General features: G+C 25.2%; 17 protein-coding genes and 1 other annotated feature. Of the genes, 11 read left to right on the plus strand and 6 right to left on the minus strand.

What is annotated here, in order from left to right; translation table 11 throughout:
* Positions 1–204: 204 nt before the first annotated feature.
* Positions 205–492: a hypothetical protein gene (locus AC07E4_RS06405; protein WP_034439322.1), complete on the minus strand. Its 288-nt coding sequence runs from the start codon at positions 490–492 to the stop codon at positions 205–207.
* A 359-nt stretch (positions 493–851) separates the two neighbouring features.
* On the opposite strand from AC07E4_RS06405, the gene AC07E4_RS06410 reads away from it, so the two are divergent.
* Positions 852–2,609: a MutS-related protein gene (locus tag AC07E4_RS06410; RefSeq protein WP_478215978.1), complete on the plus strand. Its 1,758-nt coding sequence runs from the start codon at positions 852–854 to the stop codon at positions 2,607–2,609.
* Positions 2,610–2,708: 99 nt separating this feature from the next.
* Here the strand turns inward: AC07E4_RS06410 and AC07E4_RS06415 are convergent, their stop codons facing one another.
* Positions 2,709–3,812, minus strand: a complete 1,104-nt coding sequence (locus tag AC07E4_RS06415; RefSeq protein WP_034439318.1) for a PRK06851 family protein — start codon at positions 3,810–3,812, stop codon at positions 2,709–2,711.
* 425 nt (positions 3,813–4,237) lie between these two features.
* Complete coding sequence (locus AC07E4_RS06420; protein ID WP_430828879.1) at positions 4,238–5,422, minus strand: cation diffusion facilitator family transporter; 1,185 nt, start codon at positions 5,420–5,422, stop codon at positions 4,238–4,240.
* 253 nt (positions 5,423–5,675) lie between these two features.
* On the opposite strand from AC07E4_RS06420, the gene AC07E4_RS06425 reads away from it, so the two are divergent.
* Positions 5,676–6,977 (plus strand): M18 family aminopeptidase, encoded by a 1,302-nt coding sequence (locus AC07E4_RS06425; protein ID WP_034439314.1) that lies wholly within the window; start codon positions 5,676–5,678, stop codon positions 6,975–6,977.
* Positions 6,978–7,037: 60 nt separating this feature from the next.
* On the opposite strand, the gene AC07E4_RS06430 is transcribed toward AC07E4_RS06425, so the two are convergent.
* From AC07E4_RS06430 to AC07E4_RS06440, 3 genes are all read right to left on the minus strand, one after another.
* Positions 7,038–7,346 carry a hypothetical protein gene (locus tag AC07E4_RS06430; RefSeq protein ID WP_034439312.1) on the minus strand — a complete coding sequence of 103 codons (309 nt, stop codon included), beginning with the start codon at positions 7,344–7,346 and terminating at the stop codon, positions 7,038–7,040.
* Positions 7,347–7,448: 102 nt separating this feature from the next.
* The gene (locus AC07E4_RS06435) at positions 7,449–7,859 is read right to left on the minus strand and encodes a hypothetical protein (protein ID WP_034439311.1); all 411 of its coding nucleotides are present in this window, start codon (positions 7,857–7,859) and stop codon (positions 7,449–7,451) included.
* Between the two features lie 331 nt (positions 7,860–8,190).
* Complete coding sequence (locus tag AC07E4_RS06440; RefSeq protein ID WP_034439309.1) at positions 8,191–8,409, minus strand: hypothetical protein; 219 nt, start codon at positions 8,407–8,409, stop codon at positions 8,191–8,193.
* A gap of 121 nt (positions 8,410–8,530) precedes the next feature.
* Positions 8,531–8,759, plus strand: a binding site (T-box leader).
* Between the two features lie 58 nt (positions 8,760–8,817).
* Between AC07E4_RS06440 and trpS the strand changes: the two genes are divergently transcribed.
* From trpS to AC07E4_RS06485, 9 genes are all read left to right on the plus strand, one after another.
* A complete protein-coding gene (gene trpS / locus AC07E4_RS06445; RefSeq protein WP_034439307.1) occupies positions 8,818–9,816 on the plus strand; it encodes a tryptophan--tRNA ligase in 999 nt (332 codons plus the stop codon).
* Positions 9,817–10,149: 333 nt separating this feature from the next.
* The gene (locus tag AC07E4_RS06450) at positions 10,150–10,995 is read left to right on the plus strand and encodes a GGDEF domain-containing protein (RefSeq protein ID WP_430828875.1); all 846 of its coding nucleotides are present in this window, start codon (positions 10,150–10,152) and stop codon (positions 10,993–10,995) included.
* On the plus strand, positions 10,985–12,445 hold the full coding sequence (locus tag AC07E4_RS06455; protein ID WP_478215979.1) for a hypothetical protein: 1,461 nt from the start codon (positions 10,985–10,987) through the stop codon (positions 12,443–12,445). Before AC07E4_RS06450 ends, AC07E4_RS06455 begins: the two co-directional genes overlap by 11 nt.
* A gap of 8 nt (positions 12,446–12,453) precedes the next feature.
* Complete coding sequence (locus tag AC07E4_RS06460; protein ID WP_478215980.1) at positions 12,454–13,716, plus strand: glycosyltransferase family 2 protein; 1,263 nt, start codon at positions 12,454–12,456, stop codon at positions 13,714–13,716.
* 39 nt (positions 13,717–13,755) lie between these two features.
* Positions 13,756–15,819, plus strand: coding sequence for a cellulose biosynthesis cyclic di-GMP-binding regulatory protein BcsB (locus tag AC07E4_RS06465; protein ID WP_478215981.1), 2,064 nt, complete (start codon positions 13,756–13,758; stop codon positions 15,817–15,819).
* A gap of 359 nt (positions 15,820–16,178) precedes the next feature.
* Complete coding sequence (locus AC07E4_RS06470) at positions 16,179–17,183, plus strand: glycoside hydrolase family 113 (protein ID WP_074432669.1); 1,005 nt, start codon at positions 16,179–16,181, stop codon at positions 17,181–17,183.
* A 280-nt stretch (positions 17,184–17,463) separates the two neighbouring features.
* Positions 17,464–18,048, plus strand: coding sequence for an ATP/GTP-binding protein (locus AC07E4_RS06475; RefSeq protein WP_034439295.1), 585 nt, complete (start codon positions 17,464–17,466; stop codon positions 18,046–18,048).
* Between the two features lie 395 nt (positions 18,049–18,443).
* The gene (locus AC07E4_RS06480) at positions 18,444–20,039 is read left to right on the plus strand and encodes a peptide chain release factor 3 (RefSeq protein WP_034439294.1); all 1,596 of its coding nucleotides are present in this window, start codon (positions 18,444–18,446) and stop codon (positions 20,037–20,039) included.
* A gap of 179 nt (positions 20,040–20,218) precedes the next feature.
* The gene (locus tag AC07E4_RS06485) at positions 20,219–20,749 is read left to right on the plus strand and encodes an ECF transporter S component (protein WP_478215982.1); all 531 of its coding nucleotides are present in this window, start codon (positions 20,219–20,221) and stop codon (positions 20,747–20,749) included.
* Positions 20,750–20,829: the final 80 nt, after the last annotated feature.

A 20,829-nucleotide genomic window follows, 5' to 3' on the forward strand; every position in this document is an offset into this window, starting at 1 on the left:
AGTAATGGAAAAAATCAGTTGCCTTAAAATAAGTTTTAAGCTTATTTTAGCATTGTATAAACATAATATATCACAATATTCAGTATAATAAAATAAAATATTTGTAAAAAGTATAAAAAAATTGTCATATTTAAATTTGAAAACAGTAGAAATATGTTTTAAAATTTAGTATAAATAAAAATACTTAGAAAAAATTAAATATTTCTATTTATAATTATTTAAGAGTTCTTCAAGTTCAATTTTAAGTTTTTTACCATCTAAACTATTTGGATTAATTTTTAATGCTTCATTTACATCATCTAAAACAGATTTATATGTATCATCATAATTAAAGTCTTTTATTAATGTAAATTTAAATTGAGCTCTAGATAAAAAAACTTTATCCATATGTTTTGTACTGTCAAGGGAATCTATATTACTAATGGCAAAATCACAACTTTTAATTTTTTCCTTTAAAATTTCTTCTAAATCACGTTCTATTATTTCAAACATAAAAGTAAACCTCCATATTTTAAATATCTATAATAAAAATATTATTATACAATAACTTTTATTATATGTATAGAGCTCTAAGATTAAAAAGGAAATTACTCTTGTTTTAGTTGAATTTTTATTTAAAATTAAGAATGACTTATAAATTTGAAAAGCTGATGATAAAGAAATTATTTTTAATTCTAACTTGGAACCCTATGAATATATGGTAAAATTAATATGCAATCTTTTATTTCTAAAAAATGATACAAAAATTTATTGCAACTTTGAAGGTTGTTATTAAATTAAATATAAGAAAAGTTAAAAATAATAGTTAAATTTAATTATTATTTTTGCATATTAGATGGGAGATGATATTTATGAAGAATAAGATAATGATACTTAAAACATTATTTATGTTTATGATAGGTATAACAATTGGATGTTTTGTTGGGACATTATACTTAGGTAGAGAGAAAGGCAGTATTTATTATCAAATAGGTTTTATTGTTACGGCAATATTTATAGTATTAAGTATTTATTTTTATAAAAAACAAAAATTTGAGGAAAGAATTATATATGTATCTGAAAGATGGCCATATAATGATGCTGAAAAAGTTGACTTAAAGAAAGTTAAGAAATTTTTTGAGAATATAAGTACTGAAGATTTACATGAAAAAGATTTTTATGTTTTAGATGAGCAAACATGCAATGATTTAAACTTAGATGATGTATTTAAAGAAATAAATATTACAGGCACAACTGCTGGAGAACAAATACTATATTACATGTTGAGGACACCTAAAATAGAAGAAAACGAATTAAAGATAAGAGATGAAAAAATAGAAATGCTTAATAATAACTATGAGTTAAGAGAAAAACTACAAGTTATTTTATTAGGTCTAGGAAAACAAAATAAAGGACAGATAATAAATTTATTTAATAGTAAAAAAGAAGTTAATAAATTAAAAAAAGTGCTATGTAATGTAGCAGCAATATTACCAGTAGTTGCAATAATATCATGCTTTTTTATAGGGGCTAGAGCATATCAATATGTATTATTTACATTTTTTCTAAATGTATTTATTCATTATAAATCGGCTAAAGAAATAGAAGAAGAAGTGAATTCAATAGCTTATGCAGGAAGATTAATAACAGTAGCTAAGAGAATTTCAAACATTAATAATGATGAAATAAGTGATTATAGAAAAAGAATAAAAGAGTTCATAAAACCATTAGGGAAAATTGAGAAAAAGTCAGTATATTTAGCAGCTACCGGAGGTGCAGATATATTAATTGAATATATTAATATTTTATTTCTAACTAAAATAAGGGGATACTATGATGTTATAGACACAATAAAATCTGAAAGGGAAAGTCTTATTAGGTTATATAAATTAGTAGGTGAAATTGATGCACTTATATCTATGGCAAGTTATAGAGAAAGGGTTTCTTGTTACTCAAAACCTAACTTTGCTCAGAAGAATCAATACATATCTATAGAAGGTGGTGTACATCCGTTGATAGCTGAACCAGTTTCTAATAGTGTAACTTTAGATAAAAAAGGAATAGTTTTAACAGGTTCTAATATGTCAGGTAAATCTACGTTCTTAAGAATGATAGGGATTAATGCATTACTTGCTCAAACCTTTTATACAACTTTAACTAAGAATTATAATGCTAGCTTTTTAAGGATTTTTACATCACTTAGCATTTCAGATGATGTGAACACAGGAAAAAGCTATTATTTAGGTGAGTGTGAAGCATTACTTAAGATATTGAATTCAATAAACGATGATGTAACAGCATTATGTATGATAGATGAAATATTTAGGGGAACAAATCCAGTTGAAAGAATAGCATCATCAAAAGAAATAATAAAATATATAATGGAAAGAAATGCAATATCAATAGTTGCAACACATGATATAGAACTTACAGAAGTAGCTGAAGATAAATATGAACACTATTACTTCTGTGAAGATGTAGATGAAAATGAAGGATTAGTATTTGATTATAAAATGAAAAATGGAGTATGTAAAACAGGAAATGCTATAAAATTGTTAAAATATTTAGGATATCCAAGTGAAATTACAAAAGCTTCAGAAAAGGAAGTTGAAAAAAGTTTAAAAAAATAATAGAAATAGCCATGATTATTAATAATTATGGCTATTTCTATTTTAAATTAATTATAAGAGTTTTAAAGTGAATATAACAAGTTAAAAGTTAATAATGTTTTATTGTAATTCAGACAAATAATCTTTTTCATATTTTAAAAGTCTTTGAATTAATTCTTCTGAAGCATTATTAATTTTTTCAAAGTTCATATTAGGTATATAAAGAGCTTCTAAGTCATCATGTAATGCTTTAGAACCATTTATACATGATAAAGCTTTATTTAATAAAATATAAAAAGTATTTCGTACATAATCTATTTCATCTTTATTTTCTTTCATAAAGGTTTCATCTAAAAAGTTATTTAAATCATAGACAATACCAGTAGTTGATAATTTATTTATTTCATTAGAAGTAACAATGGCTGTATCTAGTTCAGGAATTAATACATGTTCTATTTTTTCAGGCATAAGAGGAGTGTGAAGAACTTCTACATAGTAACCTCTGCGGACTGCTTCATCTGCTAAGTAAGATAATATTTCTGTTTTACATGTTCCAGGTCCACCTTTTAAGATATATACATTTTCAACATCTTCTATTAAATTTGGAATGAAGCTTATTACACCTCCAGGGGTAAAAGCAGTAGAGAACAAATGTCTATCATAACCTAAATTTGATACTTTTGTTTTGAAGATAAAATTCTTTAAATCTTCCTTTAAAATATTTATTTCGTTTAAATCTAATGCTTCGCTATTAAATGTATACCAATCTTCATATACATTTCTAGCAGCAGCTAAAAATCTATAAGCACGCTTAAAATTGTTACCTATCTGTTTTTGAATTGAAGCTATTTTATCTCTGCTTTCTTTAAAACCTTCTTCATTCCAAAATTGTCCTAGGTTTAGAACTTCATCAATAGCTCCAGGAGTTATAGGATCTACAACGTGAGGAGAAGTACCATCTAAAATAGCAATGTTTAGTCCGTTAACTACAACACCATCTAAGGAATTGCTATCTGACGAACAATGATGAAATTCAACATTATATCCCTTTTCAAGAAATAAATTTCCTACTTTTTTCATAAGAGATGATTTGCCGGTTCCAGGACCACCTTTTAAGCAAATAATTCTTCTTGCTTTCTCTTGAGGAAGTATATATTTGTAATGAGAATAAAATCCATTAGATGTATTTCCACCTAAAAAGTAATGTTTTTGTTTTTTTGACATAACATAACACCTCTATTCGTAAGTAACTAAATGAATTATAAACATAGAGTATAAGAATTAGATTTTAAAATACTTAATTAAATGCCTAACTTTATTTTAAAACCATTGTATTTAATTTATGCAAAATGTGAGATAAATATATATGTTTAAAAATTATTATAGTGAAAAATTTTAAATTTTTAATAAAACTCTATGTTCATAAATTGAATTATAAATATTTACATAATATAGTATTCTTAAATCAGTAAAAAGTTAACAGTACAAATAAAATATTATCAGAAAATAAATGAATTTAAAAACAAAATATTCTGAAATTATAAAAATTTACATAAAATATACATTTTTCAAGTGTATTGTAAAATAAAAAAATATATAGAATTTAATATTCCATATATTTTTTATAAAGAAAATAATATAATTTTAAGTTAAATTCCAAGATAATCTCTATCTAATGTAATTAGAAGATTATAATGAGGATGTGCTTCTTTTATTTTTTCATTTAATTTTCTTATTAGATTTAGTTCATCAGAGTTAGAAAACTGTATATGAGAATCTATAACCACATCAAATATCAAATTTTTTATATCTCCTTCACCAACAACTCTAAAGTCATGAAAAGATTTTATTATATCAAAATCTTTTATAAGTTCTTCTACAAGTTGTTTATCTTGTAAAATTTCATTGCTGTCAGTATTTATAGGATCCATATGAATTATTAAATAAATATTTAATTCATTAGAAACTTCTTTTTCAGCTCTATCAATTATTTCATGAATTTTAACAACTGAAATATCACAAGGAACCTCTGCGTGAATGGAAGCGATAATTCTTCCAGGACCATAATTATGAACTAATAAATCATGAACACCATAAATTTCATCATAACTTAAAACTGACTTTTGTATACTTTCTACAAGTTCAGGTTCAGGTGCTGAGCCTAGTAATGGGTTTAAAGTATCTTTAATTAAGTTAAAACCAGCATAAAGAATTATTAAAGCAACTATAACACCCATGTAACCATCCACAGGCAACGTTGTAAAGTTAGATATAAATAGAGCAAGTGCAACTGTACTAGAAGAAATTGCATCGCTAAAAGCATCTACAGATGTAGCCTTTAATGCTGATGAATTTACCTTGTTACCTATGTATCTATAAAATGTACCAAGCCAAAGTTTGAATAGTATAGATATTAATATTAATATAAATGGAATTAAAGCAAATTTAATATTAGTAGGGTTTTTTATTCTATCTACAGAAGTAGAAATAAATTGGAAACCTACAAACATTACAAGGAATGCAACAATTAATCCCGATATATACTCAATACGACCATGGCCAAATGGGTGCTCCTTATCAGCAGGTTTTCCAGCTAATTTAAATCCAAAAATAGTAATTAGAGAAGAACCTACATCAGATAAGTTATTAAAAGCATCAGCTATAACAGAAATACTATTACTAAATAAACCAACAGAAAGTTTAATTATGAAAAGGAGAAAATTAATAATTATACCAATAATTCCACCTAAATAGCCATAACTTTCTCTTACAGATTTATTTTTTACATCATCAGAATTTTTAATGAATTTTTTTACAAGTAATTTAGAAAACATATTTTTCCTCCAAATTAATTTTAATGTTATTTAATAAATTATAGCACACTAATATAATATCTCAGATGTTTTAAAAATATTATTTTATTCTAAATTATTTTAATATATAAAATTTAAAGTTAAAATAAGCAAATTGAAGAAAACAAAGTAATAATACTATAAATTACACTATATAATGAAAATGTAAACAATTAAAAAAATGTATAAATATGTTATACTAAAATTGAATAAATTTTTTAACGAGGTGTAAATTATGGGTACAAAATTAGAATTTGCAAAAGAACTTATAGACTTTTTATATGAGAGTCCAACAGCATTTCACGCAGTAAAAAATGTAAAAGAAGTATTAAACAAAGAAGGCTTTACTGAATTATGTGAATGTTCTAAATGGGAGTTAGAAAAAGGTGGAAAATACTACACAACTAAAAATAATTCTGCACTTATAGCATTTACAGTAGGTAAAGGTGAAATAGAACAAGAGGGATTTAAATTAATAGGTGCACATACAGATTCACCAACATTTAGAGTTAAACCAAATTGTGAAATGACAGTTGAAAATTCATATGTAAGATTAAATACAGAAGTATATGGTGGTCCTATATTAAACACATGGTTTGACAGACCACTAGGAATTGCAGGAAGAGTTATATTAAAAAGTGATAATATTCTTTTTCCAAAAACAGAACTTGTTAATATAAATAAACCATTATTAATAATACCTAATATGGCAATACATATGAATAGAGAAATAAATAAAGGTTTTGAGATAAATGCTCAAAAAGATACTTTGCCAGTATTATCATTAGTTAATGAAAAACTAGAAAAAGGAAATTATTTAATAAATTTATTAGCAGAAGAATTAAAAGTTAATAAAGAAGAGATTATAGACTTTGATTTATATCTTTATGAATATGAAAAAGGATCTATAGTGGGATTAAATGATGAATTTATATCAATGGGAAGATTAGATGACTTACAAATGGTTCATGCTGGTATAAATGCGTTAGTAAAATCTAATATAACACAAGCAACAAATGTGATGGTATGCTATGACAACGAAGAAATAGGTAGTGCTACAAAACAAGGTGCAGATTCAGATATGTTATCTAATATCTTAGAAAGAATTGTACTATCTTTAGGAAAAGATAGAGAAGGATTCTTTAGAGCATTAGCAAAATCTTATATAATATCAGCAGATAATGCACATGCTGTACATCCAGCAGCACCAGAAAAACATGATCCAACAAGTAGACCACTTATAAATAAAGGACCAGTTATAAAAATTAATGCAAATCAAGCATATACAACAGATGCTGATTCAGATGCTGTATATGAAATGGTATGTAAAAAAGCTGGGGTACCAGTACAAAAATTTGTAAATCGTTCAGATGCTAGAGGTGGTACAACTATAGGACCAATAAATTCAACACATTTAAATATTCGTTCAGTAGATATAGGAAATCCTACATTATCAATGCACTCTATAAGAGAGCTTGCAGGTGTAGATGATCACACTTATGCTATGAAATCATTCTTAGAATTTTATAATATATAAAGAAAATGGAAACTACAAAATGTAGTTTCCATTTTCTTTATACAAATTAAAAATTTTTAATCAAAATTTTATGTGAAGTTTTTTATTTAATGATGGGAGTACACAAAGAACCATCATTGTAATTAAAGCTATAGTCAACTTTGTATCTAATTGAAAGTTATTTTTATAACCTATAAATGTTATTATAAAAACAGAAACTCCAACTAAAAAGTGTAATATTTTTTGGCTCTTAATAAAGTTAGATTTATTTTTAATAGTTGCACCACTGGCTTCATAAGTATCAGCAAGTTTTTTCCAAGGCATGAAAAAAGCAAAATAAAACTGAACTAAAGCTAGTGATATTAAAATAATTATAAGTAAAGTTGTCATAAAAACCCCTTTCCAGTTCATATCTATCAATATCTAAATTAGAACACTTAAGTTTATTCATATTTGTATATTATACAACTTTATACAAAGGCATACAATGATTTAAACTAATTTAGACAAAGTTGTACTAGTGCCAATAGAAGGCGTTTTTATATTGGTATAAGATGCTATTTTAGGTAAATTATTTAAGGTGTCAATTACTAAAGAACCTTTTATATTGTAGGATTCCTTCAATCCTAAGTCAGAAAAAATCACATTTACTTTTATATGAAAGGTATATGTGTTACTTTTAGGTATTTTATTTATTCTTAAAATAGTACAATTACTATCAAATCCCATATTATATGATTGCAAAATATATTTTTTTTGAAGTTCACTAGAGATTAATGAATTAAAAGCAGAATCGCTCATATAATCTTTTAATTTATAAGAAACATCATCATGTGGAAAATTTTTATTATACTCTTTTGAAGTAGGAAGTGAATTGTTTTTAAAGTCATAAAAAGTTTTCAAAAAATTACTTATTAAAATCTCTTCTTTTGTAGGTAATATTGAACTAGCAGAAAAGAATATGCATATTACTAAATAGAAAGAAACTAAAATAAATTTAAAACTTCTAATAAAATCACCTCGTTTACAAAAAAAGATTACAAATTATGGAATGAATTTACTATAAAGTATATCAGTATAGATAATTAAATTAAACTGATTATAAAATAAGTTTAAATTTTTTACATAAATTTAAAATTGTTGTTTTAAATTTAATATTCATAAAAAAATAAAGATGTTGAAGATTAAACTTAAAATCCAACACCTTTATTTTCAAATATTAAATTTGATAAATTTAAAAATATTCATCATCCTCTGTAGTAGGAATATCTGCACCGCAATTAAATGTATAATCAAATTCTGCATTAGAAATGTTGTTTACAACTATATCATCTTCAACATTATCTGGTAGTTTTACAGAGTCTAACTCAGATTTTGATTCTGGAGTATTTAATGGTGCATCAAGATAATTTCTCATGTTTGGAGGATAGGAAGATTTTTTATTTTTAGTCATGTAAATTTCACTCCTTTAATTAAGCTTTTATATTATTTTGTCTATAAATCACAAAAAAATACTAAAAATCATAAAAACATTGACTAAAATTAAATTGCGGAATATAATATTATAAAATAAGTTCAAATCTATGATAAGAAGTAAGTAAGTTTAAAAACAGATTTTTAGAGAGTGATAGATGGTGAAATTATCGCAATTATGATTAAACTGAATGGGTCTTTGAGAGCAAAGGTGAATTTAAAAGTAGCTTTTGACGGTTCCTTCCGTTATAAAGGTAAGATATGTTAGTATCTGAAAAGATAAGTATTTACTTAAAATTAGGTGGTACCGCGTTAATACACGCCCTATGGAATTTCCATAGGGCTTTTTTATATTTTATTTAAAATAAATTTATGGAGGTTTTTTATTATGGAAGATAAGAAAAAAGTTATTTTCAGTGGAATTCAGCCCTCTGGAAATTTGACATTAGGAAATTATTTAGGAGCAATAAAAAATTGGGTAAAACTTCAAGATGAATATGATTGTTATTTTTGTGTAGTTGATTTACATGCAATAACAGTAATGCAAAAACCAGCGGATTTAAGAAAAAGAACATTAGAAATATTGGCTATATATATAGCATCAGGAATAATCCCAGAGAAAAACACACTATTTATCCAATCACATGTTCCAGCACATAGTGAGTGTTCATGGCTTTTAACTTGTAATGGATATATGGGTGAACTTTCAAGAATGACTCAATATAAGGAAAAATCAAAAAAAAGTGGTGAAAGTATAGGGGCAGGATTATTTACCTATCCATTATTAATGGCATCGGATATTTTATTATATCAAACAGATGTAGTTCCAGTAGGGGCTGATCAAGTTCAACATTTAGAACTTGCAAGAGATTTAGCTGAAAGATTTAATAAAACTTATAGTCCTACATTTACTATTCCAGAAGCCTATTTGAGTAAAACAGGAGCCAAAATAATGGATTTACAAAATCCAGAAAAGAAAATGTCAAAGTCTGAAGATAATCCAAATAGCTATATATTAATTATGGATGAACCAGATGTTATAAGAAAAAAAATATCTAGAGCAGTTACTGATAGTATAGGTGAAGTTAAGTATAGTGATGAACAACCAGGTGTTAAAAACTTAATGACAATACTATCAAATATAAAGGGATATACTTTTGAAGAAATAGAGAATAAATATAAAGGTCAAGGCTATGCTCAATTTAAAAATGATGTAGCAGAAGCTATAGTTGAAGAATTAACACCTGTACAAGAAAGGGTAAAAGCATTATTAGAAAATAAAAGTGAACTAGAAGAAATATACAAAAAAGGTGCAGAAAAAGCTAATTATGTTGCTAATAAAACATTAAGAAAAATGCAAAAGAAAATAGGATTTATTCCTAGATAAAATTATAGTATTAAGCATTACAAATTCGATAATTGTAATGCTTTTTTTTATGTAAGAACTTAATAATAAAAATTTATGAGATAAGTATTGGGGAAATTATTTGTAATTACATTGTTTGTTATATTTTGTTATAAATTTTAATAGTTAAGTTTGTATTATAAATAGAATATTAGTGCAAAATATACTATAAATCGACAAAGTATTCTTGTAGATATAAAATACAGTTATTATTACAAAAAAACATTAATTTATTACAATATTATTGAAAAAATAGATAATCAATCTAGAATTACAATGTAAGGAGTAAGTAATTTAATAAAGGAGAATTTTAATATGGATAAATTATCAAGAAGTATTGATTTATATATAGTAGCAATGATTATGCAAGTGTTTATTATATTTGGATTTTTATATTTTAATCTTCATGACAACACTTTTTTAGATTTTATAATGCTGGGGATAACTGCATTTATAGTTTTAATAGCATATTTCAAAGGTACAATTTGGGGATTATTAAGTGCTACTATAGCTGTGTTTATATATGCTAGTTATTTTTTATATTTATCATTGATACAAAATATAAATATAAATATAAATGTTTACTTATGGGTTATATCAATACCTATAATTTCGTTTTTAACAGGTCGATTTGGAGATAAGTTAAGGGAAATTCAAAATGAGAATAAAGAATTAAAAAATGAAATGAAAGAACTTGTTACTATAGATAAAAAAACTGGACTTTCAAATTTGAAAGGGTTCTATGAGGATTTGGAAAGAGAAATTAGTAGATGTAAAAGACACAAGTTTCCAATGGCTTTAATGCTTATAAAAATAAGTTATTACAATGAACTTTTAGTTTATTTTGGTGAGAGAAAAATGAGAGAAATAATAGGTGAAATAAGTGAGTGTATAGTTAAATCAACTAGAATTGAGGATATTCAATATATGCTTAATGATGATACATTTGCAATACTTTTAATTGAAACGGATGAACTTGGAGGGGAAGTTGTCAATAAAAGAGTAAAGGACGGTATAAAAAATATAAATTTAAAGTTAGATAATCAGGAGAAAAATATTAATGTAGAGGTTAAGGTTGGAATAGTAGAATACAATGAAAATATTCATGATGCTATAGAGTTAAAAAAATTAGCTGAAAAGGAACTAGAATATGATGTATAAGAAAATAATTATAATTTTTTTTATGTGTTTTTTTATATTCAGCAGTAGCATTACAAGTGCATATAGCATTGAACAAAATAATAAAGTACTAATAGTTTATGATTATAAGGAAAATTTCAATGGTGATTTAAGTTTTATAGATTATTTAACAGAAATAATTAAGCACTTCAAATTCAATGTTTCAACTATAGATATAAATGAATATAAAAGCATTGATTTAAATGAATATTCCCACATACTTGCAGTTTTAAATTATGATTCTGATTTAAAACATGAGTTTATACAAAACATTAAGAGTTATTACGGAAAAATTTTTTGGATAGGTAGAAATATAGAACAAGTTATTTCTAATAACCCTAATTACAATTTTAAAATAAATAAAAATATTTATGATTTAAAAGAAATAAATATAAAGGGATATGATAATGAAATTTTTTATATGGATTCAAAAGAAAATATAACATCTATATATAGCAATAAATTAAATATACAGTCAAGTTTTTTTGATGGAAAAGAGTATATACCGTTTATAGTTACTGAAGGTAAATTTTGGTATGAAAGTGTTATTCCTAAAAATAAAATAATGATATATGAAACAATAAATGAGTTAATGAAATTTTTAGAGATAAATTATGACAAAGAAAACTCTATTATTATAAATATATCTGATGTTACAAAAAATACAGATAGTAATAATTTACTTGAATTAGCTAAAGTTTTAGAAGAAGAACAAGTGCCATATATTATATCTGTAAACACTTCAAATATCACAGAAAGTCTAAGAGGTGTTTTAAAATATGCTCAAAGTAAAGGAGCTAGTATATCACTAAGAAATAATAATGAAGATATTAAAGGTGAGGTTGTAGATTGTTTGAATAGTAATATATATCCATTATGTATTATAAATGATTCATTCTATTTAAACGGGAAAATAAAAAATAATTTTTCAACAATTTTTCAATCTGAAAGTGAAACAGACATATTTAGATTACCATATATAATAAAATATGCTGAAGATAAACATATATTTATTCCTAATAATTCACGCAATATAAATGCTGAAAGTAAGTATTGGCAAAAAGATATGGAAAAAGATTTGAGTGAATTAAATATTATAAAGGGATTTAATTACACTATAAATATTGCTTCTGAATTAAATAAGGATGAATTAAAAAAGGTAGTTACATATGCAAAAAATAGAAACTATAAGTTTATTGATATTAAAAAGTATGACAATTGGGTTAATTGGGATGACATAAGTATAAAATCTAAAAATGGAAAACTAGAAGTAAGTTATGATGAAAATATAATTGTAAATAATAATAAAGACTTATCTTATATACAAAAAATAAATAGAGCATTAATAGTTATAGTTGGAATGTTTACATTAATATTTTTGATAGTATTTTTATATTTCAAAAATATAAATAAAAGAAAGTTTTTAAGGTGATTTAAGTTATGAAAGAATTAAATTTTATAGATTATTTATTTTTATATTCATTGATATCTATATGGCTTGTATTATTAATAAATATAGTTTTAGCTACTAGTGGATATATATATTATTTGAAAATGAATAATACAAATATAAAGTTAATTGATGATGAAGAATGTCCTATAGTATCAATAATGGTTCCAGCACATAATGAAGGGAAAGTAATATATAAAACTGTAAGATCATTATTACTATTAAATTATCCTAATGATAAGTATGAGGTTATAGTGATAAATGATAATTCAAGTGATAATACTTATGATGAATTATTAAAAGTAAAAGAGGAATTCAAAGCAGAAAATTTAAAAATATTAAATACAGATAAAATAACTGGAGGTAAAGGAAAATCAAATGCATTAAACTTGGGTTATGAGCTTTCAAAAGGTGAATATATAGCTATATATGATGCTGACAATACTACAGAAAAAAATGCGTTAAGATATTTAATTACAACAATACTTAGTAGTGATAAATTAGGTGCTGTAATAGGAAAGTTTAGAACTAGAAATAGAGATAGGAACTTACTTACTAAATTTATAAATATAGAAACTTTGAGTTTTCAATGGATGTCACAAGCAGGAAGATGGCAACTTTTAAATTTATGTACTATTCCAGGAACAAATTTTGTTATAAAAAAAAGTGTACTAGAAGAACTTGGTGGGTGGGATACTAAGGCTATATCAGAAGATACGGAAATAAGTTTTAGATTGTATAAGCTAGGATATAAAATAGCGTTTATGCCTAAAGCTGTTACTTGGGAGCAAGAGCCTGAAACTGTAAAAGTATGGTTTAAACAAAGAACTAGATGGGCAAAGGGAAATATTTATGTTTTAAATAAATATATAATGAAAATTTTTACAGAAAAGCCTTCTAAGGTTGTATTTGATGTATTATATTTTTTTCTTGTATACATATTATTTTTATCATCTGTATTCATATCAGATTTTATTTTTTTAATAAGCATGTTTACTAATGTGAAAATACAGATAGCAGGAAATTTCAACATATTATGGATAATGGCATACATTCTTTTTATTTTAGAAGTAGCTGTAACATTATCTATGGAAAAGGGGCAAAGTTCAATTAAAAATATTTTGTTAATACCAATAATGTATTTTACTTATTGTCAAATGTGGCTTTTAGTGGCACTAAATAGTATTATTCAGTATTGGAAAGATAAGATTTTAAAAAGAGAAGTTAAATGGTATAAAACCGAGCGATTTTAAAATGAATTAAAGAATATTACATTAGGCGAGGTGAGTGATGTGAAAAAATTTTTAGCAGCCTTTATTATTTTAATAATTATGTTTACTAATATAACTTTAGCATCTAATTATGATGAAAAAATATTAGGAAAAAATTTTACATTTGGAGAAGATACAGAATGCAATGGTGTAATGGCAAGTAAAAGTATATTTTTTAAAATAGATAAAATGTGGAAGGTGGAAAATGGATATTTAAATTTAGTATTTACTCAAAGTGATTTAATAAATGAAGATGAATCAACAGTTACGGTGTATTTAAATAATATACCAATACATTCATTTAGACTTGTAGATGCAAATGAAACAGAACAAACTGTAAAAGTATTTTTAGATAAAAAACTTATAAATCAAGGATTTAATGAAATAAGGGTGAAAAGTTATAGACGAATAGGAGAAAAACCTTGTACAGATGATATGAATACTGCTAATTGGATTGTATTTAGTAAAGATTCTTTTGTTCATATAGATTTTAAAGAAATTGAAGATAATGTAGGTTTAAAGGAGTTTCCATATCCGTACATAAAAGAAAGTAATATAGATCAAAAGGTAACTATACTACTTCCAGATGATTTTAGTGATGAAGAACTTACAGCAGCTATGCTTATGTCTAGTTATGTAGGACAACTAAATAAGAACAATAAGTTTAATAATATAGTGAGTAGATATAGTGAATACAATGCTAAAAATAGTGAAAATTTAATATACATTGGGAATGTTAACAAATTACCTGAGGAAATAAAAAACTCATTAAGTGTTGATGAAATAACTAAAATAAGCAATAAAGCAATATTAAAGGAAGTTACATCACCATTTAATTCTAATAAGAGGTTAATTATAGCAACATCTAGTCAAGATAAATTAATAAATAAATGTATAAAATTTATTACAAATGGAAATTTAACAAAACAAGTTATAGGAAATAGTGTATTTATTGATGAAAATATGGATGTAAACAATATTGTAGAAGAACCTAAATATAATGTTTCATTTAAAGATTTAGGGTATGGTGATATAAAATTAGAAGGTCCTTTTACGCAACAAACAAATTATATGGTTAACCTTCAAAAAGGTAGAGTTATTACTAATGGAGCAAAAATTAATTTAAAAGTTAGATACTCTAAAAATTTAGATTTTGAAAAATCTCTTGTAACTATATATGTAAATGATATTCCAATAAAAAGTAAAAAGTTAACATTAGAAAATGCAGATGAAGATTTTTTACAAGCAGAAATTCCTGATGAGATAAGAGGATATAGTAATTATAATATTAAAGTAAAATTCAATTTAGAAATGAAAGATTTATATTGTAGCTTTTCTGAAAAGGATACACCGTGGGCATATATATTGGATGAAAGTAATATATACCTTCCATATCAAGATAGAGAAGATATTTTATTTGATACATATTCATATCCGTTTATAAAAGAGGGTGTATTTAACAATGTATCAGTGATTGTACCTAATGAAATGAATAATGTTTACTTAGATTTACTATCAAAACTGATATCAAATATTGGAAAAGAGTTAGAGAAAAACTCTGGAGAATTTGAAATTGTACGAAGAAAAAATTTTAAAAATGATTCTACAAAAAATTTAATTGTTTTAGGTACTCCAGATAATAATACATTGATAAAAGAGTATAATGATAAATTACACATAAAATTTAATAATGATTTTAATACTTTTCAATCAAATGATAAAGAACAAATATTAGATGAATATGGCAAGAATTTAGCAATTATTCAATTGCTAAAAAATATTAATGATAATAAAAATAGTGCTATGATTATAACAGGAACAAATGAAAATATAATATACAATATAGTAAATTCATTTATAAAAGTAGAAGACAAAGGACAATTAACTGGTGATGTTTTTTTGTTGGATATAGATGGAAATGTAAAAATGGATAAATATGAAAAAGACATAAAAGAAAATGAAACAAATAAAGTCGAAAAACATATGTCTAGTAATGTGAAAATCTTTATTGCATTTATTGTGATAATAATAATTATGTTAGGAACTGTATCATTATTTATGATTAAAAAATATAGAAAAAAATAGATTAAAACTTAAAATTAAAATTCCCAACTGAGACATGAATAACTTAAAGTATTGTACAAAAATTAACAATTAACGATGAACAATTAATAATGAAGGATAAAACTGAAAGCTCAGTTTTTTAAAATAGATTTTTAAAATAATTTGTAGAACAAATTAATTAACCATCATTGTTAATCGTTAACTGTTAATTGTTAATTGGTTCCAAGCATAATAATAGTAATAAACTGTAAGATTAGTAATATCATTTGATAAATCTATTATTTTAAATTTGAACTTGGAACCCTATATAAGAGGTGATAAAAATTAAAAACAAATACAAATTTTTAATTTTAATTATAGTTGTTTTAACCACTAGTATAATGTGTATAAAATTTCAAAAAAAAGATTTAAAAAGTGGTGTAAGTATTGAAAATACAAAAATTAAAAGTGGAAATTTAGCGGTAGACTATACTATAGAACAGACATTAGAGGATATAGAAAAGTTGGGACTGAATACAGTTAATGTACCAATACAAGTTGATATAGAAAATTTAAAATCTGATAAGTTCAGCATAAACCAAGAAAGCAAAAACAAAGCTATAAATTTAATAAAAAAATTAAAAAGAAAAAATATAAACATAATTTTAGAAGCTTATCCTTGGATAAATAATGGTGAAGATTACGAAACAGAATGGCAACCAGAAAATATAGATATTTTCTTTGAAAATTGGAAAAGTGTATTAAGTGAGATTGTAAATGATGTAGGTAACCATTTTAGTGTGTTTGCTGTTAATGTGGCATCTAATTTTGTTTTTATAGAAAAGTATGAAGATAAGTGGTGTGATGTTGTTGATTATGTAAGGAAAGAATTTGATGGATTTATAACATATAGAACTAGTTGGTGGTATACGGCTAAATGGGATTTGAGTACTTATGAAAAATATAATGAAAAAATTAATAATTTAGTATTTGGGAAAGTAGATTTTATAAGTGTATCAGCCTATTTTGAATTAAGTGATAAAAACATAAATACAAAAGATGACATAGTGGAAGATTTATTGAATACTAAAATACATAATAGAGAACAAAATGTAAAACAAGAATTATGCGATCTTCATAAAAAGTGGAATAAGCCAATATTTTTTGGTGAATTAGGTTTTCCAAGGTTAGATGGAGCATTGAAGGAACCATGGAATGTATTAGTTAGTAATATTCCTAATAATAGAGAACAAAGTGTAGGATTTGAAGCATACAAGGAAGTTTTTGAAAATGAAGATTGGAATATGGGGTTTTCAGTTTTTGCTATAGGCAATAGAGAAGGTGATAAACTTTATTATCCATCAATTGAAAGTGTCAGAATAATAAAGAGTTGGTATGAAGAATAAAAATTTTTTTAATTAATTCATAAAATCATGTATTTTATACAAAGAAATACATGATTTTTTATTAATAATAAATTTTGAAGGTAAAAGTTGAAGTATAAGTACTGATACTTCAATAAATTCAATGATATAGTTAAAAGTAAATATAAAGTATAAAAAAGTTATTTTAAATTGCTAAAGAAAGCAAAAAGTGTAAATTCATTTTTATGACGCAATTTGTTGAAATATAAAGTAATGTTTGTTATAATGAAATGTACAATTTAAATAAATGGAGGGTCATGGAATGACTACTAGAATAGCAATTTTAGGTGGTCCGAGATGTGGAAAAACTACACTTATGCAACATTTGTATGTAGAAATGAAAATCTTGGGTATAAATGTAGGGTGCGCAGCAGAATACAGTACAGACTACTTAAGAGAAAAAGGCATGATAGAAACTATTGCAGAACAATATGGAATATATTTAGGACAGGCAAAGTTAGAAGAAGAACTGGAAGAGTATGAATATGCTATAACAGATTATGCGACTTTTGTTCCATATATATATGCTAGATTTATGTTAGGTGATAAAAAGCGCACTGTAAAAGAAATGGAAATATTAAAAGATTTATATGGCTTAGCAATTAGAGATATAGCTAAGTATGATTACATATTTTATGTAGGTAGAGAATTTGGATATGAAAAAGATGGGGTAAGATGGCAAGATGAGGAAATGGCTAAAAAAGTTGATGAAGCTATAAAAAATTTCCTAGACAATGAGTCAGTGCCATATATAGAATTAACAGGATGCACTAAAGATAGAGCAAAAAATATTTTAAATATCATAGGTATGGATTCTACAGCTAATAGAGAAATAGCATCAGAATAGTGTATTGTGATTTTACATGGGGCGCCAAAGAGTAGCCCCTAATTTTTTTGCTAATAATAAGATATAATGCATATAATAACATTTAGATATAAATATATGACAGAATTTAATGTTAAAAATTTGATTAAGAAGAATATAAATTTTTTTAATATAAATTTTAAATTTTAATAAGAAACATGTGCAAGTTAAGATATAATCTTGTTTACCTAAAGTTAACATGATATTATAAAGAGTAGGCTCAAGATAAATTATGTTATTAGAGAATTATAGAAAGGTTGTAGTTAATTTTTTATAATAGTAATTAGACTATTTCTAATTAAACTAAAAAATAATTATTCTATAATTCTAAGTTTATAAAAATCAATAAAAATAATTTAATAAAGGAGAGATTGTTTTTGAGTGAATATATAAATGAGATAAAGAAAAGAAGAACCTTTGCTATAATTTCTCACCCAGATGCTGGTAAGACAACATTAACTGAAAAGTTGCTTTTATACGGAGGAGCTATAAGAATGGCTGGATCTGTAAAAGCAAGAAAAGCATCTAAGCATGCTGTTTCTGACTGGATGGAAATAGAAAAGAAAAGAGGAATATCTGTTACATCATCAGTAATGCAATTTGGATATAATGGATTTTGTATAAACATATTGGACACTCCAGGACACCAAGACTTTAGTGAAGATACATATAGAACACTTATGGCTGCAGATAGTGCGGTAATGGTATTAGATGGAGCGAAAGGTGTAGAGGATCAAACAAGAAAATTATTCCATGTTTGTAGTATGAGAGAAATACCTATTTTTACATTTGTAAATAAGATGGATAGAGAAACAAGAGATCCATTTGAATTAATGGAAGAATTAGAAAATGAATTAGGAATAAAATCTTATCCAATAAACTGGCCAATAGGTTCAGGTATGCATTTTAAAGGTGTATATGATAGAGAGAAGGAAGAAATAGAATTATTTGATGATGGAGACCATGGTCAAAGAGAAGTTACAACTACAAGAATTTCTATAAAAGATGAAGAAAAAATTATAGAAGAAATAGGCGAAGATTTATACGAAAAATTATTAGAAGATATAGAGCTATTAGACATAGCTGGAGATAAATTTGATTATGAAAAAGTTAAAAAAGGTGAATTAAGTCCAGTGTTCTTTGGTAGTGCATTAACTAATTTTGGTGTAGAACCATTTTTAGAGCATTTCTTAGCTTTGACTACATCACCACTTGGAAGAGAGTCAGATAAAGGATTAATTGATCCATTTAGCGAAGACTTTTCAGCGTTCGTATTTAAGATACAGGCAAATATGAATAAGGCTCATAGAGATAGAATTGCATTTATGAGAATTTGTTCAGGAAAATTCGAAAAAGGTATGGATGTATTTCATATGCAAGGAAATTCAAAAATGAAACTTGCACAGCCTCAACAATTTTTAGCTCAAGACAGAGAAATAATTGAAGATGCATATGCAGGAGATATTATTGGTGTATTTGATCCAGGTATATTTAGTATAGGAGATACTATTTGTACACCAAAAAATAAATTTAAATTTGAAGGTATACCAAGTTTTGCACCAGAACATTTTGCGAGAGTTAGAACAGTTGATACTATGAAAAGAAAGCAATTTATAAAAGGTGTGACACAAATTGCGCAAGAAGGTGCTATTCAAGTATTTAAAGAATTGCACATAGGTATAGAACAATTAATAGTTGGAGTTGTAGGTGTACTTCAGTTTGAAGTTCTAGAATTTAGATTAAAAAATGAATATAATGTAGATATAAAATTAGAAATGTTACCATATAGAAATATAAGATGGATAGAAAGTTCTGAAACAAAAGCAGAAGAATTAAGCTTAACTAGTGATACTAAAGTTGTTAAAGACTTAAAAGATAGAGATTTATTAATATTCCAAAATGATTGGGGTATTAGTTGGGCATTAGAACATAATAAAGGATTAGTTCTATCAGGTATAGCTAAAAACAATTAATATATAGTGATTTAAAGTAGAGAAATTTTACTTTAAATCACTATTTTTTGTACTACTAAATATATTATTTGAAATAAACATTTAGAATTGTATTGTAATAATTGTAATATTGTAGTAATATAATTATGAAATTATATTAAAGATAAAAATTGTAACGATACAATGAGGGGTGTAGATTTATGTTAGATAATGTACAAAATAAAGCAGCTAACAAAACAAGTGTTCTTTCTCTTGTTCAAGTAGCATTGATGGCGGCTATAGTATATGTAGCTACGGCTGTGATTCATGTTCCATCAGCTTTTGGGCAAGGTGTTCTTCATTTAGGTGATAGTGCTGTATTTATAGCGGCAATATTATTAGGTAAAAAGAAGGGCGCTACAGCTGCTGCTATTGGTATGTGTTTATTTGATTTATTATCAGGATATGGTGCTTGGGCTCCATTTACATTTGTAATAAAAGGAGCTATGGGATATATAGCTGCTATGATAGCCTATAGGGGTGAGTGTGAAGGTAAGAAGTTTTTAAATAATTTCTGTGCATTTCTTATAGCGGGAATAGTTATGATAATAGGATATTTTTTTGCTGGATGGATATTATATGACTTCCCTAATGCAGTTGGATCAATATTTAATAATGTGCTTCAGGTAGCACTAGGAATGTTAATAGCATTGCCACTATCAGAACTTTTAAAGAAAAGAATAAAGCTATAAATATTTTAATAGTGTGAGCGGAGGTTTTAGCCTCCGTATTTTTTATTTTATAAAAAGAAGTAGGGATATTATTTAAAGTA

It is taken from the genome of Clostridium amazonense (assembly GCF_056431285.1).

What these genes read in the sequence shown, in the direction of transcription:
- AC07E4_RS06405 (WP_034439322.1), bottom strand. Translation starts at nt 492, where the DNA reads ATGTTTGAAATAATAGAACGTGATTTAGAAGAAATTTTAAAGGAAAAA.
- AC07E4_RS06410 (WP_478215978.1), top strand. Translation starts at nt 852, where the DNA reads ATGAAGAATAAGATAATGATACTTAAAACATTATTTATGTTTATGATA.
- AC07E4_RS06415 (WP_034439318.1), bottom strand. Translation starts at nt 3,812, where the DNA reads ATGTCAAAAAAACAAAAACATTACTTTTTAGGTGGAAATACATCTAAT.
- AC07E4_RS06420 (WP_430828879.1), bottom strand. Translation starts at nt 5,422, where the DNA reads ATGTTTTCTAAATTACTTGTAAAAAAATTCATTAAAAATTCTGATGAT.
- AC07E4_RS06425 (WP_034439314.1), top strand. Translation starts at nt 5,676, where the DNA reads ATGGGTACAAAATTAGAATTTGCAAAAGAACTTATAGACTTTTTATAT.
- AC07E4_RS06430 (WP_034439312.1), bottom strand. Translation starts at nt 7,346, where the DNA reads ATGACAACTTTACTTATAATTATTTTAATATCACTAGCTTTAGTTCAG.
- AC07E4_RS06440 (WP_034439309.1), bottom strand. Translation starts at nt 8,409, where the DNA reads ATGACTAAAAATAAAAAATCTTCCTATCCTCCAAACATGAGAAATTAT.
- trpS (WP_034439307.1), top strand. Translation starts at nt 8,818, where the DNA reads ATGGAAGATAAGAAAAAAGTTATTTTCAGTGGAATTCAGCCCTCTGGA.
- AC07E4_RS06450 (WP_430828875.1), top strand. Translation starts at nt 10,150, where the DNA reads ATGGATAAATTATCAAGAAGTATTGATTTATATATAGTAGCAATGATT.
- AC07E4_RS06455 (WP_478215979.1), top strand. Translation starts at nt 10,985, where the DNA reads ATGATGTATAAGAAAATAATTATAATTTTTTTTATGTGTTTTTTTATA.
- AC07E4_RS06460 (WP_478215980.1), top strand. Translation starts at nt 12,454, where the DNA reads ATGAAAGAATTAAATTTTATAGATTATTTATTTTTATATTCATTGATA.
- AC07E4_RS06470 (WP_074432669.1), top strand. Translation starts at nt 16,179, where the DNA reads ATGTGTATAAAATTTCAAAAAAAAGATTTAAAAAGTGGTGTAAGTATT.
- AC07E4_RS06475 (WP_034439295.1), top strand. Translation starts at nt 17,464, where the DNA reads ATGACTACTAGAATAGCAATTTTAGGTGGTCCGAGATGTGGAAAAACT.
- AC07E4_RS06485 (WP_478215982.1), top strand. Translation starts at nt 20,219, where the DNA reads ATGTTAGATAATGTACAAAATAAAGCAGCTAACAAAACAAGTGTTCTT.